The following is a 17,552-nucleotide window of genomic DNA, read 5'->3' as shown; positions in this document are numbered from 1 at the left end:
TGTTCTATTGCAATAGAACCTAAGAATGAATAGCACAACATACGAAATTGCAGAAATAGACTCACCTATAATAGCCGTTGCCTTGCATGACGGACATTTTATAGCGCCTGAGGTTTTACCACATATTCACCTTCAGGAACATGAACGTTTTCGCGAAGAGGATCCGTATACGGCCTATATAATAGACCTGCCTGTAAGCAGGGTTACAGTTCATACTTCACGTTTTCAAGTCGATTTAAACCGTCCCCCAGATAAGGCTATTTATATGGTTCCTGAAGATGCCTGGGGTTTAAAGGTTTGGAAAGACGGATTTCCTGAAATTCTAGGCAGTGCTTTAATGGAATATTATCAGGAGTTCTATGTAAGAATAAGCGAACTGATTGAAACAGCCATCCGCAAGTTTGGGTATTTCCTGATCTTGGATATCCATTCTTATAATTACCGCAGAGAAGGTCCGGGTATAGCAAGTCCGGATATTTATAATCCTGAAATCAACATAGGTTCTGCAAACAACCATCCAAAGTGGCAACCCATTATTCATCATTTTATGCAATATCTTTCTGCCTGTACTATCAATGGAAGGCATCCAGATGTACGAGAGAATATTGTGTTTAAAGGTGGTGGCTTCTCTCAATGGGTTAATCATAATTTCGGCGAAGAAGGCTGCGTTATATCTGTTGAGTTTAAGAAAACTTTTATGGATGAATGGACAGGCAGAGTCTTTATTAATCACTTGCAAGACATCAGAGGAGCTTTATCTGGCTCAATACCTATCCTAAAACATCAACTGAATGCACTAAGAAACAATCGGTTATGATAACTACTCCTGAGAAGAAAGTAATTAATCGGATTCTGGATAAAATTAAAAAGAAGGAACCTCTACGAATTAATATTCCCGGTAATGGTTTAGTTAATATGGAGAAACCTGTGCCTTTTATGGTGGTTTACAGAATTCCTCCGAATGGAAAAGATGGCTTTACATCGAGATTGGGCAAAACGGAATCTTCCTATCTCTATGCAGAAGACTGTCCAGAATGTAGTGAAGTAGTTAAGAGTATTGCGACCTATTTATCTGATCAGTTTAAAGGATTTCTATTATTCGAAGTTTGGCTCTCTGAAAAAGAAGAAACCATTCCATTTACAGTTCATGTAAGTCAAAAAAGCGGATTGGAAGTAGCTCAGAAACTGAAAGATGAACTTGGTAAGATCAACATCCTTGGCAGTTCTATGCGAACGGAAATAAACAAGGGTAAAAATGTAGTTGCTCCCCCCTATTATAAACCTTTAATCAATGACAAAGACGCTAATAAATCAGCAATAACACTTATAGGGCTTGAAATTGCACCTATTTATATGAATGTTTCTACCGGCAGGGCTTACCCGCTATTCTTAAGAGATCTGCGTTCAAAATTCAGCAAGGCTATTCGCAAAGGTTTCTTTGAGTTTGTTAGAATACATACCTCATATAATGCTAGTAATTTTCAAATGCTGGGAACCACCAGTCTGGAGAAAAATGTATTTGATATTGATGAAGAGCTAGGTAATTGCAGCAATCTTTTTGATTTCCTGTTATTGATTACGCCTATTAATGTAGACGATGCCTGGCTGGCTTTTCAAAAATCGAATTACTTAAAACCTCCGATCTTTCATTATAGGCCGATGCCTATCGACCCTGAATTAGTCAAAAGAAAACTTTATAATTTACCGATCGAAGATATCTCTGATCCGACGCTGGCTTTTCTTTTTCGGGATAAAAGAAAAGAGGTTGATAGAATGCTGGATATGATGATGGAGCGTGAGAAACCTGATTTTTTGCTTACCAGCATGCAGCTATTTGGGCCGATTGATGAGAAATTATTGGAAACTGCGAAAGCTCTTTTAGTAGCTATTGATGTGCCGGAAGAACCTCCTGAAAAAAAAATGATAAAAGCTCCTGAATTCGCAAAAATGGCCGAAAAGGAATTAGAATGGCTGAAGTTACAGGACCCGAATATTTCAACTGCCGTTCGGATCAGGGATGATATTGACGGCATTTTGGTTAATCGGGGAACATTAAATATCAATAAAAGCTTTCAGGTATCTGAAGGCAGGGCCTTTTCTCTTTTACAGCATGAGATAGGTACCCATGTAGTAACTTATTATAATGGTAAGGCCCAACCATTAAAGCTGTTTTATATAGGTGTTCCCGGTTATGAAGAATTACAGGAAGGACTGGCTGTTTTTTCAGAGTACCTGACCGATGGTTTAACGCCTAATCGTTTACGAACCATTGCTGCCCGGGTTATTGCTGTGCAACAAATGATATCAGGCAGTTCTTTTATAGACACCTTTTATGTTTTGGTAGATAAATACCAATTTAGCAATAAAGCTGCTTTCACTATCACCATGCGTGTTTATAGAGGTGGTGGTTTAACAAAAGATGCCGTTTATTTAAAAGGATTACTCAACATTATTGAATACATCAAGAAAGGTAAAAGTATTGAACCTCTGTTAATCGGTAAAATCAGGCAAGATTATATCCCGGTGGTACAAGAGTTAATCCATCGGCAGATATTGGCTAAAATTCCTATAAAGCCTCGCTATTTAGACAAAAAATATGAATCTAGAATCGAAAACATTCGATCAGGAGGAAATGTTTTCAATTTGATCAAGCATTAATTAAACACCTTAACTTAAAGAAACAACAATGAAAATAGGATTTGTAGTAAATCAAACCCCTAAGGAAATACCTGCGTATACAACAACAGGCTTAGCCATGCAAGCCATGAAAATGGGCCATGAAATTTATTATATCGGTGCAGGCGACCTCGCTTATATGAAAGATGAACAGATGGGAGCACATGCTCGTAAGGGCCCTGACAAACAATATCGCACCAATGAAAACTTTCTTGAAGCAATAAAGAAAACTCAAAAAGAACTTGTTACCGCAAAAGAATTGGATATTCTTATGCTTAGAAACGATCCTTCTGTTGACTTTGATCGCCGGCCTTGGGCTCAAAATGCGGGTATTGTATTTGGACAATTAGCTCAAAGACATGGTGTTGTCGTTTTAAATGATCCGAATACATTGGCTAATGCTTTAAATAAAATGTATTTCCAATATTTCCCGAAAACTGTAAGGCCGGAAACAATTATTACACGAAATATTGAGGATATCAAAGCTTTTTATAAAGATCGGAATAAACACATTATTTTAAAACCCTTACAGGGTTCGGGGGGAAAGAATGTGTTTATGATAAAGAATGATATTAAAAATTTGAATCAGATAGTAGAAGCGATTGCTCGTGATGGATTTGTGGTGGCACAAGAATATTTACCAGAAGCAAAAAAAGGAGACATACGATTGTTTCTTTTAGATGGGCAGCCCATTGTTGTTAATGGTAAAACTGCTGCATTGCATCGCACTCAAGCAGAAAATGACATCCGAAGTAACATTCATCAGGGTGGAGTTGCTAAAATTGCCAAACTAACAAAACGCTGTTATGAGATTGTAGAAGAGGTTGCACCCAAACTTATTAAGGATGGCATGTTTTTAACAGGATTAGATATTGTAGGGGATAAACTAATGGAAGTTAATGTATTTAGCCCGGGTGGCTTGGGGAATGCGGGAAGATTAAATGGTGTAGATTTTTTTGAACCCGTTATTAAAGCAATGGAAAGAAAAATTGTTTAAGAGCTTAACTAAACACTTCTTCTAATATATAATGTGATTTTATATTTCCAAAATTCTCGATATGCAGGGCATAATAATCCAGAATATGATTTAATAAAACCCGTCTGTCTTGTAAAGAGATCTGCAAGGAATAAATATCATTGAAGGAGCTCAACATCAGATTTATCCATTGTTGAGTTTCTTTATCTGCTAAAAAAAATTGGTGATAGGGAGGGAAATTGCAAAACACTCCATCTTTTAAATCGAAATAAGTTTGATTGCCTTTAGTAGGCAATACCGGGTAGAAACCCATAAACTTACTTAGCCTGATTAAGAAGTAAAGATGAAAATTAGGAGACACCTCAGGTGTACTGTCTAACCAGGAAACAGCATAATAGATATATTCAAAAAGTGGTTCATCAGCACTTTGTTGCTTTAAACATTTCTGAAGAACTTCGGTGATAAAGATGGCAAGCGATCGTTTCTTATCATCGTAAGGTATGCTTTGAAAGATCGGTAGTTGCCGGGCTTCAGAAACACGTTGTATTCCGCCTGAATTCTTATGATAAACTACTAAATCTAACAAGTGTAAGGGCTGCAAAATATTGATATGTATTTTTGCTCTATTCCTTTTAACACCATTGATTATATAGGATTGCAAACCAAAACTTTCAGTAAATATTTGGCAGATCACACTGGTTTCACGGTGATTAATTGTTCTTAATACAATTCCTCTGGTTTTGTGTAGCATGCTAAAAAGCTTCGATCAAATAGGGGATAAAGATAACCATTCCACATATGAAGGCAAATAATGCAGCAATGAGCACAGCCCCTGCAGCGGCATCTTTCGTTTTCTTAATTAAAGGATGATATTCTGGAGATACCACATTAGCTAATGATTCAACACTGGTGTTTATCAATTCGGTAAGCATAACGATGGCAATGGATAAAGCAATCCATAACCACTCATACGTAGTAAGTTTAAAAAATAAACCCATACCAATTGCCACCAGAGCGGCCACTATATGAAATTTGAAATTCGCCTCGCTTTTTATCGTGTTAATGATACCTGCAATAGCAAAAGAGAAGCCCTGATATGGTGATGGTTTAGGTTGTTTCATCAGTATCGTTGTGCTGCTCATTACGTTCTTCAAGAATGCTCTTACGTTCAATTTTACGAATCAGACTGTAAAGAATGGTAAGGAACCCTATGCCAAACACAACAACAGATAAAGTGAGCACCCATTTGTATATACCATACTCTTCTCTTTGTAAAAAACTGCCGAGAATCCCTATTAATATTCCTAAAGCTGTTATTATGAGACCTCTACTCAAAAACTTATTCATTCTCATCGTATCCTAATTTTTATGGTGTAAAAGTAGGCATAGCATTTAAATATCTTTATTAAGCAACAATGCCAATTTGTTCTTTTCTTATCCATTTCTAATTTAAGCATTTATTCTTAACTTTGCATCCTCAATTTTAGCTGCAAATACCTGATGTACAAAGAATATAAACATTTAAACTTATCTGAAATAGGAAAAGAAGTTCTGGCTAACTGGAAGCAAAATGGAATCTTTGAAAAGAGTATCCAAAACAGGCCTTCTTCTAAACCATATACTTTCTATGAAGGCCCACCCTCAGCTAATGGCATGCCGGGTATCCATCATGTTATGGCTCGCTCTATTAAAGATATTTTTTGCAGGTACAAGACACTCAAAGGCTTTCAAGTTAAACGCAAAGGTGGCTGGGACACACACGGTTTACCCATTGAATTAGCAGTTGAGAAAACATTAGGAATTACAAAAGAAGATATCGGGAAAACGATAACCGTTGAAGAGTATAATGATTATTGCCGCAAAGAGGTAATGAAATATACGGATGTATGGAACGATCTGACTGAGAAAATGGGATACTGGGTGGACCTGAAGAATCCTTATATTACCTATGAAAATGAATACATTGAAACCTTATGGTGGATACTAAAAGACTTCTACAAAAAAGGTTTACTCTATAAAGGATATACAATTCAGCCTTATTCTCCTGCTGCAGGTACAGGTCTTAGTTCGCATGAGCTTAATCAGCCCGGTACCTATCAAATGCTTAAGGACACGACGATTGTTGCAGAATTTCGCATTCGTAAAGATCAGGTTCATCCCCTATTGAATACTCTATTCGAATATGAGGAAGAAGATACAGCGATTATTGCCTGGACCACAACTCCATGGACATTACCTGGAAATTCAGCTTTAATTGTTGGAAAAAACATTGACTATGTAAAGGTTCGTACCTTTAATGCCTATACCCATTTTCCTGTAAGTGTTGTTTTAGCTAAGGTATTAGTTGGAAACTTCTTTAAGCAAGAAGCATTTGAAGCTGATTTCAAAGCTTATAAAGCAGGCGACAAGCTGATTCCATGGGAAATTGCTGCTGAATTTAAGGGTGAAGATCTGTTAAATCTTCGCTACCACCAGCTGATGCCTTATGTAAGTTCAGAGGAACTTGAGGAAAATGCTTTCCGTGTTATTCACGGTGATTTTGTAAGTACGGAAGACGGAACAGGTATTGTGCATGCTTCACCAACTTTTGGTGCAGATGACTTTCGTGTTTGTAAAGAAAATAACATTCCGGGCATCTTAGTAAACGATGAGAATGGCAAGGAGGTTCCAATTGTGGATCGCCAAGGCCGGTTTGTAAAAGAAATTACGGATTATGCGGGTGACTTTGTAAAAGAGGAATATTACACACAGGAAGAACGCAATCAACCAGATTTTAGAGCAACGGATGTACGTATTGCCATTCAGCTGAAAGAAGAAAACAAAGCTTTTGATGTTAAAAAGTACGAACACAGCTATCCACATTGCTGGCGAACTGATAAACCGATCCTTTATTATCCATTGGATAGTTGGTTTGTCAAAACTACCGCTGTTAAAGAAAAACTGGTTGCGCTTAATAACACTATTAACTGGAAACCTGAAGCTACCGGATCGGGTCGTTTTGGAAACTGGCTTGAAAATTTAGTAGACTGGAATTTATCTCGTTCTCGTTTTTGGGGTACACCACTACCGATATGGAGAAGTGAAGATGAAAACGAAGAAATTTGCATTGGTTCTATTGCTGAACTAAAAGAACATATTCAGCGAAGTATAAGCTCTCCTGTTTTATCAGATGAAGAGAAAGATTACCTGAAGGCATATCTTCAAAATATTGATCAAAAGAACTTTGATCTTCATAGGCCTTATGTTGATAATTTAGTGTTGGTATCAGAAAATGGACAAAAACTTGTTCGTGAGCTGGATTTAATCGACGTTTGGTTTGACTCGGGCGCTATGCCTTATGCTCAATGGGGTTTGGATCAGGAAAAGCTTGCTGCCGGAGATAAAAATCCTTTTAAGGAAGGCTTTGAATCTGCCTATCCTGCAGATTTTATTGCAGAAGGTGTTGATCAGACTCGCGGATGGTTCTTTACGCTTCATGCTATATCAACCATGCTGAATGGATCTGTGGCTTTTAAAAACGTGGTTTCTAACGGCTTGGTTCTCGATAAGAATGGTAATAAGATGTCTAAGCGTTTAGGAAATGCTGCTGACCCTTTTCTTACAATTGAAAAATACGGTGCTGATGCAACTCGCTGGTATATGATTAGCAATGCATCACCATGGGATAATTTAAAGTTTAACGAAGAAGGTTTAGATGAGGTTCGTCGTAAATTTTTCGGGACACTTTATAATACATATGCGTTTTTTGTTCTATACGCAAACATTGATAAGTTCACTTATTCAGAAAAAGAGATTCCTATTCAAGAGCGACCAGAGATTGATCAATGGATTATTTCTCTCTTAAACAGCTTATGCTTAGAGGTTGATCAATATTACACTGAATTTGAGCCTACAAAGGCAGCTCGTGCTATACAAAGTTTCGTGGACGAAAATCTAAGTAACTGGTATGTTCGACTATCACGTCGTCGTTTTTGGAAGGGCGATTATACTGCGGATAAAATTTCTGCTTATCAAACGCTTTATACTTGTTTGACTACAATTGCAAAATTAATGTCGCCAATTGCGCCTTTCTTTAGCGATCGTTTGTTCCTGGATTTGAATAAAGTGACTGGAAAAGACAAAGCGGAATCTGTACATCTTACAAATTATCCGGAAGGAAATACTCTTCTGATAGATAAAGACCTGGAAGAAAGAATGGGTTTAGCACAGGATATTTCTTCTCTTGTTCTTTCTCTTCGTAAGAAGACAGGAATTAATGTACGTCAGCCTCTTAATAAGATCTTGCTTCCTGTTTTAGACTCATCTTTTATAGAGAAAACTGAAAAAGTTAAGGATTTGATCCTTTCGGAAACCAATATCAAGAATATTGAGTATATTAAAGACGCAGCCGGCATTATCCGGAAAAAGATAAAACCGAATTTTAAGGTTCTTGGCCCGAAAGTTGGAAAGGATATGAAAGCCGTAGGTTCTGCTATTTTAGAACTAAATGCGCTTCAAATCCAAGAGCTTGAAGAAAATCAAACATTCAAACTGGCTGCATTGGATTACACAATTGGGTTGGAGGATGTTGAAATAGTTGCGGAAGATGTTGAGGGATGGCAGGTTGCTAATCTGGGTAAATTGACTGTTGCTCTGGATGTTCATATTTCTCCTGAGCTAAAACAAGAAGGAATTGCAAGGGAACTTGTAAATCGCATTCAAAATTTACGAAAGACTTTGGGACTAGAAGTAACTGATAAAATAATTGTTAATATTAGTTACCAAACTGAAATTTGTGAAGCAGTTGAAAACAATTTAAGTTATATTCGCAACGAGATTTTGGCAGAAGAGTTATCTTATCAAAATGACCTCAATATCGGCGAGGAAGTAAGCATAGAGGACTGGAAGATAAAAATCAATATTCAAAAGAAATAAATTATGGCAAACAAAGAAAAGACACGGTATAGTGACAGCGAATTGCAAGAATTTAAAGATCTTATTATGGAGAAGATTCGTGTTGCAAAAGAGGAATTATCGTCATTAACTCAATCACTTAGCAGTCCAAATAGTAACGGAACTGACGATACAGCAGGAACATTTAAGACTTTGGAAGACGGATCAGCAACGCTGGAAAAAGAACAGATTAACCAACTGGCTGCACGTCAGAAGAAATTTATTGAAGGGCTGGAAGCTGCTTTGGTTCGTATTGAAAATAAAACATACGGAATATGCAGAGTTACTGGAAAGCTAATTCAAAAAGAACGTTTACGTGCGGTTCCGCATGCAACGTTAAGTATGGAAGCGAAGTTAAATCAACGTAATTAAGAGAACGTTCCTAAATACACAATGAAAGGCTTTACCAAACCTCTAATACTTATTTTCGTTACTTTATTTCTGGACCAAGTCCTTAAATTCTGGATTAAGTTAAACATGACGCTGGGACAGGAGTTCCATCTGATTAAAGATCGTGCAATAATCCATTTCACGGAGAACAATGGAATGGCCTTTGGTTTGGAACTAGGTGGGGAAACAGGTAAACTTATTCTTTCATTATTCAGGATTATAGCAATCCTGGGAATTGCTTACGGATTATTTTACATGATCCGTAATAAGTTTCATCGTGGTTTAATTCTAAACGTGGCACTGATATTTGCCGGCGCAATGGGCAATATTATTGATTCAGCCTTTTATGGTGTAATATTTAGTGAAAGTACTTGGTATGAAAGAGCTCATCTTTTCCCTCCTGGAGGAGGCTATTCAAGCTTCTTACACGGAAAAGTAGTTGATATGTTTTATTTCCCGATTATTAGTGGAAATCTTCCTACCTGGTTGCCTATTTGGGGAGGTCAGGATTTTACATTCTTCCGCCCTGTTTTTAACCTGGCAGACACTGCTATTTCGGTTGGGGTAATTTTAATCTTAATAGGTCAAAAACGATATTTCAAAGAAGAAGTTGCAGAGACCTCTCATATAGACAGTGAAATAGTAGAAGAATAACTCTTTTAACTTATAAAAAATTTAATGTATTGCATCTACCTTCTAAAGGCTAGATGCAATTTTCTTTTATGGAAAAACCAGACCCTTGGTGTCGCTATTTAAAAACAATTTGCTTAAATTGAGCATTATTGTTGTACAACAAAATCCATAATCATGAATTATAAAATTGCCTCCCTTAAAAAGCTTCAGGAAGAGGGTAAGAATATTCATCGTCTTCCATTTTCTATTCGTATACTATTAGAAAATGTTCTTCGTAATCATGATGGCTTCGCCATCACGGATGAGCATCTGGATACATTAATAAACTGGAAAGCAGAAGGTACAGATAAGGATATCCCCTTCAAACCGGCGCGTGTTCTAATGCAAGATTTTACCGGCGTTCCTGCTGTAGTAGATATCACTTCGATACGAGCGGAGGTTGTTAGAAAAGGGGGAGACGGCTCAAAAATAAATCCAGCGATACCGGTTGATTTGGTAATTGACCACTCTGTTCAAGTTGATTTTTTTGGGACAGATTATGCTTATCAGAAAAACGTTGAGCTGGAGTATGAACGGAATGCTGAACGTTATCAATTATTGAAATGGGCACAACAAGGTTTAACAAATTTAACAGTAGTACCTCCAGGAATGGGTATTTGCCATCAGGTTAATCTGGAATACCTTGCTAAAGGCGTGGTTGAGAGAGATGGCTGGGCATTTCCAGACACCCTGGTTGGGACAGATTCTCATACTCCCATGGTAAATGGAATTGGTGTTTTAGGCTGGGGCGTGGGCGGAATAGAGGCAGAAGCTGCCATGCTGGGACAACCTATTTATTTTACTTGTCCGCAAGTTGTAGGTCTGAAATTACAAGGAGAAATTCCTCAAGGATGTACAGCAACCGATATGGTTTTAACAATCACAAAATTGTTAAGGGATACTGGTGTGGTGGGCAAGTTTGTTGAGGTATTTGGTGATGGATTGAACAAATTAACAGTTACTGATAGAGCAACAATCTCCAATATGTCTCCTGAATTTGGTTGTACAGTTACCTACTTCCCTATCGATGATCAAACGCTTGATTACATGGATCGTACCAACCGTTCTAAAGAACAAATAGAATTGGTTAAGGACTACTGTCAGGAAAATATGCTTTGGCGCACAGGTAAGGAAGAAATTGAATACTCCCGAATTGTAGAGTTGGATTTAAATACATTAGAGCCAACAGTATCCGGGCCTAAACGACCACAAGATAAAATATTAGTTAAAAATCTTGATAAGGCTTTTACAAGTATTTTAGAAAAAGACTTTTCCAGAAGTTACATTCCCTTCGATAATAGAAGAGAACATGCCTGGTTGAATGAGGGTGGCTCTGGAACGCAATACACACCACAAGAGCATAGTAATGTAAATACGACGGTTGAGATTGAGCCGAAGAATGGCTTAAGATCTGTCAAAATAAAACTAAAGAATGGCGAATACCGCTTAAGTGACGGAAGTATTGTTATTGCTGCAATTACAAGCTGTACAAACACCTCCAACCCCACTGTGATGGTTGGTGCAGGCCTGGTAGCTAAAAAAGCTGTTGAGCGAGGCTTAAGAACGCGCTCATGGGTAAAGACTAGTTTGGCTCCCGGATCAAAGGTAGTTACTCGTTATCTGGACCGTTCTGGCTTATCAACCGATTTAGAAGCCCTTCGTTTTCATACTGTAGGCTACGGATGTACTTCTTGTATCGGGAATAGTGGTCCGTTACCACCGCATATAGCAGAAGCTGTAGATAGCAGTGAAATGGTGGTTGCTTCTGTATTATCTGGAAACAGAAATTTTGAAGCAAGGGTACACTCGCAGGTAAAGATGAATTTCCTGATGTCGCCTATGTTAGTAGTGGCCTACGCTCTTGTAGGACGGGTAGATGTTAATTTATTAGAGGATCCTTTATCTCATGATCCAAATGGTGAACCTGTTTACCTAAAGGATATCTGGCCATCGCAGGAAGAAATAAATCAAACGATTCGTGAAGCTATGCGAAAGGAAGATTTTAAGGAAGTATATGATGTAATATTTGATGGAGAGGAGGAATGGAAAAAGCTTCTGGCTCCACAAGGAAAGGAATATACCTGGGATGATGCTTCTACCTATATACGTGAAGTTCCGTTCTTTCAAGACATCAGTGTAGACCCCTTAAACCCTCAAGATATTTACTCTGCTCGTGTATTACTTTTCTTAGGTGATTCTGTTACAACTGATCATATCTCTCCGGCTGGTTCATTTAACGAACACAGTGCTGCTGGTGAATATTTATTGAGCAAAGGTGTACAGAAGAAAGATTTCAATTCATACGGTTCGCGCCGGGGAAATCATGAAGTAATGATGAGAGGCACTTTCGCCAACGTTCGAATCAAGAATAAAATTACCGATCGTGAAGGAGGGTTTTCTACCTACTTTCCAACCGAAGAAACGTTAACAGTATTTGATACTGCAATGAAATATAAAAGCAGCAATACTCCTCTTATTGTTTTAGCAGGCAAGGATTATGGAAGCGGTTCATCTCGCGACTGGGCTGCAAAAGGGCCTAGCTTATTAGGCATAAAAGCAGTTATTGCTGAAAGCTTTGAAAGAATACACCGAAGTAATCTTGTTGGTATGGGTATTTTACCTCTTGAATTTCCGGAAGGTGAAAGTGCTGAATCACTTGGTTTATCAGGAAAAGAAGAATTTACTATCACTGGTATTAGAGAAAACCTTACTCCATTTAAAAAGATCAAGGTAAGTGCCCTTAAAGAAAATGGCGAAAAGGTAGAATTTAATGCAAAAGCCAGACTTGACTCTGAAATTGATGTTGAATACTTTAAACATGGAGGCATTCTTCAATATGTATTGAGAGGTCATTTAAAGAAGGGTCATTAATATAGACGCTTACAATAAAAAGCAATGCCCAAGGCTTTAAACAAACTTGGGGCATTGTTTTTTATTATAATTCAGAATAATCTTAATCGATAAATTCAAACCGGGTATATGCTTGTAAAGCCTCGGGAACCCTTACTCCATTCTCTGTTTGAAAATTCTCAAGAATAGCAGCCACAATTCTAGGCAATGCCAAGGCACTTCCATTTAAAGTATGCGCTAATTGCATTTTTCCATTTTCATCCTTAAAGCGTACTTTTAAACGATTGCTCTGGAAAGTTTCAAAATTAGAAACGGAAGAAACTTCTAACCATCGTTTCTGTGCAGCACTCCATACTTCCATATCATAAGTTAAAGCAGAAGTGAAACCCATATCTCCACCACACAAACGCAATACACGGTATTTAAGTCCCAATTTCTTAAGAAGAGTTTGTACATAAGAACTCATCTCTTCCAAAGTTTGATAAGATTGATCTGGATGAGTAATCTGTACCAATTCTACTTTATCGAACTGATGAAGACGATTTAAGCCACGTACATGTGCACCATATGATCCTGCTTCACGTCTAAAACAAGGAGTATAGGCACAATGTTTAATAGGAAAATCAGCTTCTTTGACAATGGAATCTCTGTAAATATTAGTTACAGGTACTTCTGCAGTTGGTATCAGAAACAAGTTATCTTGCCCGATGAAATACATCTGCCCTTCCTTATCAGGAAGCTGTCCGGTACCAAAACCTGAAGCTTCATTAATGACAATTGGAGGCTGTACTTCTATGTAACCTGCCTTTTCAGCTTCATCTAAAAAAAAGTTAATAAGTGCACGCTGAAGTTTTGCGCCCTTACCTTTATATACAGGAAAGCCTGCTCCTGCAATTTTTGTCCCTAACTCAAAATCAATGATATCGTACTTAGAAGTAAGCTCCCAATGAGGTAAAGCCTCTTGGCTTAGATCAGGATCTTCTCCATATTGAAACACAACTTCATTCTCTTCAGCCGTTAAGCCTGCCGGAACTGACTCATGAGGAATATTGGGAATAATCACCAATATATCATGTATTTTTTGATCAAGTTCGGCAATATCTTCAGCGAAGGCTTTAATTTGCTCTTTGTAATTGGAAGAGTTTGTTTTAATTGCTTCTGCTTCTTCTCGTTTACCTGCACGCATTAATTCACCAACTTGTTTTGCGGCAGTGTTAGCTTGCGATGCAATAATATCCGACTGAGATTGAATGGAACGTTTGCTTTCATCTAAACGTATTAATTCTTCTATTTTTTCAATCTCCCTGAAGCCACGTTTCTGGAGTGCTTCAATAACTTTTTCTTTGTTTTCTCGGATATAACTAATCTGCAACATATCTTTGTGTTTAGTGGCAAATATAATAGTTAATAAATAAACTTATTAAAAAACTGCAAAATGCTATACCTCGTGCCTACTCCTATCGGAAATTTAGAAGATATTACCTATCGAGCAGTTCGAATTTTAAAGGAGGCGGACATTATCTTAGCTGAAGATACCCGTACAAGCGGCCCTTTGTTGAAACATTTTGGAATTGATAAACGAGTATTTGCTCATCATCAACATAATGAACATAAGGCTCTGAATGAGTTGATTCGCCTTCTAAAAGAGGGACAAACCATTGCATTAATATCAGATGCTGGTACACCTGCAATATCAGACCCTGGTTACCTGCTAGTAAGAGAAGCAATTAAAAATGATATTGAGGTAAATTGTCTGCCAGGTGCAACTGCTTTTGTACCTGCCTTGGTAAATTCAGGATTGCCAACCGACCGTTTCGCTTTTGAAGGGTTCTTGCCTGTAAAAAAAGGCAGACAGACGCGTTTAAAATCGCTTTTACAGGAGGAAAGAACTCTTATATTCTATGAATCACCCCATCGCATTGTTAAAACCTTAAAGGAATTTAGTGACTTCTTTGGAGAGGATCGACAAGCTTCAGTTTCAAGAGAAATAACGAAGATTTATGAGGAAACTATTCGAGGTACGTTAAAAGAAGTACATCATCATTTTGAAAATAACATCACAAAGGGAGAGTTTGTAATATGCGTACATGGCTATATTCCATCTGCAGATTCAAATCAAAATAAGTATATTAGTAGGGAATTATTATCAAAGAAATGAACATAGATCGATACATCAATGAAGATCAGGACCCAAAAACAGTTGAAAGAATTTTGGGGAAACTGCAAGATATGCTTGACTCAGGTGAACTGGTTACCTATATCGCCGTTCAAAAGAAACCTGCTGTAACGTTACTTCCAGATTGTATAGTTCTTACTAATAAGCGTATTTTTTTATGTGAAGCTACCAATCTTGGCTTAAGTACGAATTTCGAAATCTTTAATTGGGCTGATCTAAAAACAATTACTTTCAAAGAGGAGTTCTTTGGTGCTAAATTTACCATTGTACCTACTGATAATGAAAACTTAACGGTTGATTATATTCCAAAAGTTCAGGCTAGAAAACTGTATCAATTGGCGAAGGAAGCTATGGAAAAACAACAAAGCCAATCGCAAGTAAATGATAAAATATCTGCAGTTATTGAGGATCGGGAGTTAAACGATTATCAAAGTTTTAAATTGCAACCCGAAGAAGAACCTGTTATAAAAGAAGATCTTATAAAGGTGGAGGAAGAAGATGAGCTGACTCTAAAGCTTAAAAAACTTAAAACCCTTTTTGATAAACAGCTAATCACTAAAGATGAATATGAAAGCAAGAAACTTGAACTATTAAGTCAGCTTTAACCGTGAAAAAAAACTACTTGTTAGCATTATTAAGCGCATTTCTTCTCTGGTTGGCCTGGCCTCCATTTTCTTTTACAGCACCCCTTCTCCTTATTGCATTTATACCTTTACTTTTTGCGCTCGAAGATATTATGCGCAATAACTATTCAAGAAAGGGACAGAAGGTTTTTTTAACTGCCGGACTGACCTGTTTAGTATGGAATACTGCAAGCATTTATTGGGTATTTAATGCTATGAACGCAATATTGCCGACTATAATTGCGATGCTAATTTCTCTTATCCCTTTCGGATTAGGTGCTCTATTAATGACCTTAGCATTCCGTTTATATTATCAACTTCGTAAGAGAAACAACTTTATCATTTCTGCCGCCGGGCTTCTTTCCTTCTGGATAAGCTACGAGTTTTTACATCAAAGCTGGGATTTAGCGTTTCCTTGGATGACGCTTGGAAATGGTTTTGCAAGTATGCATCAAATCATTCAATGGTATGAGTATACAGGTGTATATGGTGGAACAATCTGGATATGGTTGAGTAATCTTTTCTTGTTTCAAATCATATACAATTACCGATTTAACAAACCGACAAAAGTTTTAGTGCCTGTTATAGGCTGGGGAGCGTTAATAGTAGTTCCTATTGCATTATCATTAACAATTTACAACCAATATACTGAGCATTTAAATCCCAGCGAAATAGTAGTTGTGCAACCTAACGTAGATCCATATGCTAAATATGGAAGTATGCCCGTCGAAGCTCAAATTGAAAATCTAATAAGGCTATCTGATTCCATTGCAGCACCTAACACTGAATTCTTTATCTGGCCAGAAACTGCTATTCCAGAAATGACTAATGAAGAAGATATTTACGGTTCACATATTTACTATCGTTTACAAGATTTTTTGAATAAATATAAAAATGGAAATCTACTATCTGGAATAGAAAGCTATTTACTATATGATTCAGCCAAAACTACTACTGCAAGGTCATTAGAAAACGGGCAATTTGTAGACTATTTTAATGCTGCTGCTATGTTTGAAAATGCAGGGAAAGTGCAATTCTATCACAAGTCGAAACTTGTACCTGGGGTAGAACAATTACCTTTTGCTGGTACTCTTTCATTTATGAAACCTTTATTTGCTGCTTTCGGTGGCACTACCGGTGGTTATGGAAGGCAAAAAGAACCTTCTGTTTTCTATAGCCAGAGTGGAATTGGTGCTGCACCAGTAATCTGCTATGAATCTATCTGGGGAGATTATGTAAGCAAATACGTAAAAGAAGGCGCCCAGTTTATTGCAGTCATCACTAATGATGGCTGGTGGGGAAATACATCAGGAAAAGATCAACACTTAGATTATGCAAAGCTAAGGGCTATAGAAACACGAAGATGGGTTGTACGTTCTGCAAACACAGGAATTTCTGCATTTATTAACCAAAGAGGAGATATTGTTCAACAATCAAAATGGTGGGAACCTACGGCCTTAAAACAAGAAATAAACCTAAACGAAGAGATTACTTTTTATACAAATAAAGGAGATTATCTGGCCTATTTAGGATCAGTGGCCAGTATCTTATTTTTAGGTATGATTCTTATTAAATTAAGAAAACGTCAGAGCAATTAAAAGAAGATAGCGAAGTTAAAAGCAACGTAAGTACTCTTAGGCTTTCCATCATCTAACACCTTCATAAAACCATTATTAAAGGACAAGCCGGTCATCATTTTCAAATTATGATCCAGTTGCCACTCAATTCCTCCTCCTACCTGAAGACCTAACCTAATAACATTCGCACTGGATCCTAAATCTTCTTTTTCTTCCTGTCCAACCGTTTTATCACCACTTAATTTGATTCCACCAGTAAAGCCGAATTGCCCGTAATAACTACGATAATACCGTTGGGTACTTTTTAGTTTCAACCCAAATGGGATCTCCATATACTGCAAATCGTAAGTAGTAGGAATTTGTTCTGCTCCAACTACAGCTTCTGATTTCAAATTATTGATAATAAATCCAGAGGAGAAATAGTAGTTCTCAGAAAGAGCAAAATCTGCTAATAAACCATAACCATAGCCAATTTTAGGGTCTCTTTTAACATCAGCACGATTCCCATAACGCAACCAACTTACATTTGGAGAAAATGTTATACCTAAACTTACAGGTTTCTGAGAGTATTTTGACTCGTAATAGTCTTGTGCTTTCAATAAACTAATAGAAAAAAAAGACAGTAGAAAAATCAATAAAAACTTTGTTCTGGCTTGGCTAGGGTTCATCATTTCAAAAAT

General features: G+C 37.3%; 15 protein-coding genes. 10 read left to right on the top strand and 5 right to left on the bottom strand.

Annotation, left to right across the window (positions count from 1 at the left end; all coding sequences use genetic code 11):
- Positions 1-25: 25 nt before the first annotated feature.
- Genes C8N28_RS10005 through C8N28_RS09995 form a run of 3 tightly spaced genes read left to right on the top strand, consistent with a single transcriptional unit; the run spans position 26 to position 3,673 of the window.
- Positions 26-817 carry an N-formylglutamate amidohydrolase gene (locus C8N28_RS10005; RefSeq protein ID WP_132224402.1) on the top strand — a complete coding sequence of 264 codons (792 nt, stop codon included), beginning with the start codon at positions 26-28 and terminating at the stop codon, positions 815-817.
- Complete coding sequence (locus tag C8N28_RS10000; protein WP_246012788.1) at positions 814-2,658, top strand: flavohemoglobin expression-modulating QEGLA motif protein; 1,845 nt, start codon at positions 814-816, stop codon at positions 2,656-2,658. Before C8N28_RS10005 ends, C8N28_RS10000 begins: the two co-directional genes overlap by 4 nt.
- Positions 2,659-2,686: 28 nt before the next feature.
- Positions 2,687-3,673, top strand: coding sequence for a glutathione synthetase (locus C8N28_RS09995; protein ID WP_132224400.1), 987 nt, complete (start codon positions 2,687-2,689; stop codon positions 3,671-3,673).
- A gap of 4 nt (positions 3,674-3,677) precedes the next feature.
- Here C8N28_RS09995 and recO read toward each other — a convergent pair whose 3' ends face one another.
- The 3 genes from recO to C8N28_RS09980 are packed head-to-tail and all read right to left on the bottom strand — an operon-like array spanning position 3,678 to position 4,999.
- Positions 3,678-4,403 carry a DNA repair protein RecO gene (recO, locus tag C8N28_RS09990; RefSeq protein WP_132224398.1) on the bottom strand — a complete coding sequence of 242 codons (726 nt, stop codon included), beginning with the start codon at positions 4,401-4,403 and terminating at the stop codon, positions 3,678-3,680.
- A 1-nt stretch (position 4,404) separates the two neighbouring features.
- Positions 4,405-4,773, bottom strand: a complete 369-nt coding sequence (locus C8N28_RS09985) for a diacylglycerol kinase family protein (protein ID WP_132224396.1) — start codon at positions 4,771-4,773, stop codon at positions 4,405-4,407.
- Positions 4,760-4,999 (bottom strand): signal peptidase, encoded by a 240-nt coding sequence (locus tag C8N28_RS09980; protein ID WP_132224394.1) that lies wholly within the window; start codon positions 4,997-4,999, stop codon positions 4,760-4,762. The genes C8N28_RS09985 and C8N28_RS09980 overlap by 14 nt, the downstream gene beginning before the upstream one ends.
- A gap of 153 nt (positions 5,000-5,152) precedes the next feature.
- Here C8N28_RS09980 and ileS point away from each other — a divergent pair, with 153 nt between their 5' ends.
- The 4 genes from ileS to acnA all read left to right on the top strand — a co-directional run bounded on the left by ileS (position 5,153) and on the right by acnA (position 12,517).
- Entirely contained in the window at positions 5,153-8,566 is a 3,414-nt protein-coding gene (ileS, locus tag C8N28_RS09975) for an isoleucine--tRNA ligase (RefSeq protein ID WP_132224392.1), read from the top strand.
- 3 nt (positions 8,567-8,569) lie between these two features.
- On the top strand, positions 8,570-8,956 hold the full coding sequence (locus C8N28_RS09970; RefSeq protein ID WP_185140138.1) for a TraR/DksA family transcriptional regulator: 387 nt from the start codon (positions 8,570-8,572) through the stop codon (positions 8,954-8,956).
- A gap of 21 nt (positions 8,957-8,977) precedes the next feature.
- Entirely contained in the window at positions 8,978-9,628 is a 651-nt protein-coding gene (locus C8N28_RS09965; RefSeq protein WP_132224388.1) for a lipoprotein signal peptidase, read from the top strand.
- A gap of 153 nt (positions 9,629-9,781) precedes the next feature.
- The gene (gene acnA / locus C8N28_RS09960; protein WP_185140137.1) at positions 9,782-12,517 is read left to right on the top strand and encodes an aconitate hydratase AcnA; all 2,736 of its coding nucleotides are present in this window, start codon (positions 9,782-9,784) and stop codon (positions 12,515-12,517) included.
- 82 nt (positions 12,518-12,599) lie between these two features.
- On the opposite strand, the gene serS is transcribed toward acnA, so the two are convergent.
- Positions 12,600-13,871 (bottom strand): serine--tRNA ligase, encoded by a 1,272-nt coding sequence (serS, locus tag C8N28_RS09955; protein WP_132224384.1) that lies wholly within the window; start codon positions 13,869-13,871, stop codon positions 12,600-12,602.
- A 60-nt stretch (positions 13,872-13,931) separates the two neighbouring features.
- Here serS and rsmI point away from each other — a divergent pair, with 60 nt between their 5' ends.
- From rsmI to lnt, 3 genes are read left to right on the top strand one after another with little or no spacing between them, the layout of a single operon-like run.
- The gene (rsmI, locus tag C8N28_RS09950) at positions 13,932-14,654 is read left to right on the top strand and encodes a 16S rRNA (cytidine(1402)-2'-O)-methyltransferase (RefSeq protein ID WP_132224382.1); all 723 of its coding nucleotides are present in this window, start codon (positions 13,932-13,934) and stop codon (positions 14,652-14,654) included.
- Positions 14,651-15,277 (top strand): PH domain-containing protein, encoded by a 627-nt coding sequence (locus C8N28_RS09945; RefSeq protein ID WP_132224379.1) that lies wholly within the window; start codon positions 14,651-14,653, stop codon positions 15,275-15,277. Before rsmI ends, C8N28_RS09945 begins: the two co-directional genes overlap by 4 nt.
- Before the next feature lie 2 nt (positions 15,278-15,279).
- The gene (gene lnt, locus C8N28_RS09940) at positions 15,280-16,893 is read left to right on the top strand and encodes an apolipoprotein N-acyltransferase (protein WP_132224377.1); all 1,614 of its coding nucleotides are present in this window, start codon (positions 15,280-15,282) and stop codon (positions 16,891-16,893) included.
- Here lnt and C8N28_RS09935 read toward each other — a convergent pair.
- The gene (locus C8N28_RS09935; RefSeq protein WP_132224375.1) at positions 16,890-17,543 is read right to left on the bottom strand and encodes a porin family protein; all 654 of its coding nucleotides are present in this window, start codon (positions 17,541-17,543) and stop codon (positions 16,890-16,892) included. The genes lnt and C8N28_RS09935 overlap by 4 nt on opposite strands.
- Positions 17,544-17,552 lie beyond the last annotated feature (9 nt).

The organism is Albibacterium bauzanense (assembly GCF_004339765.1).
Lineage (GTDB): Bacteria > Bacteroidota > Bacteroidia > Sphingobacteriales > Sphingobacteriaceae > Albibacterium > Albibacterium bauzanense.
This window is presented reverse-complemented; position numbering and strand designations above follow the sequence as displayed.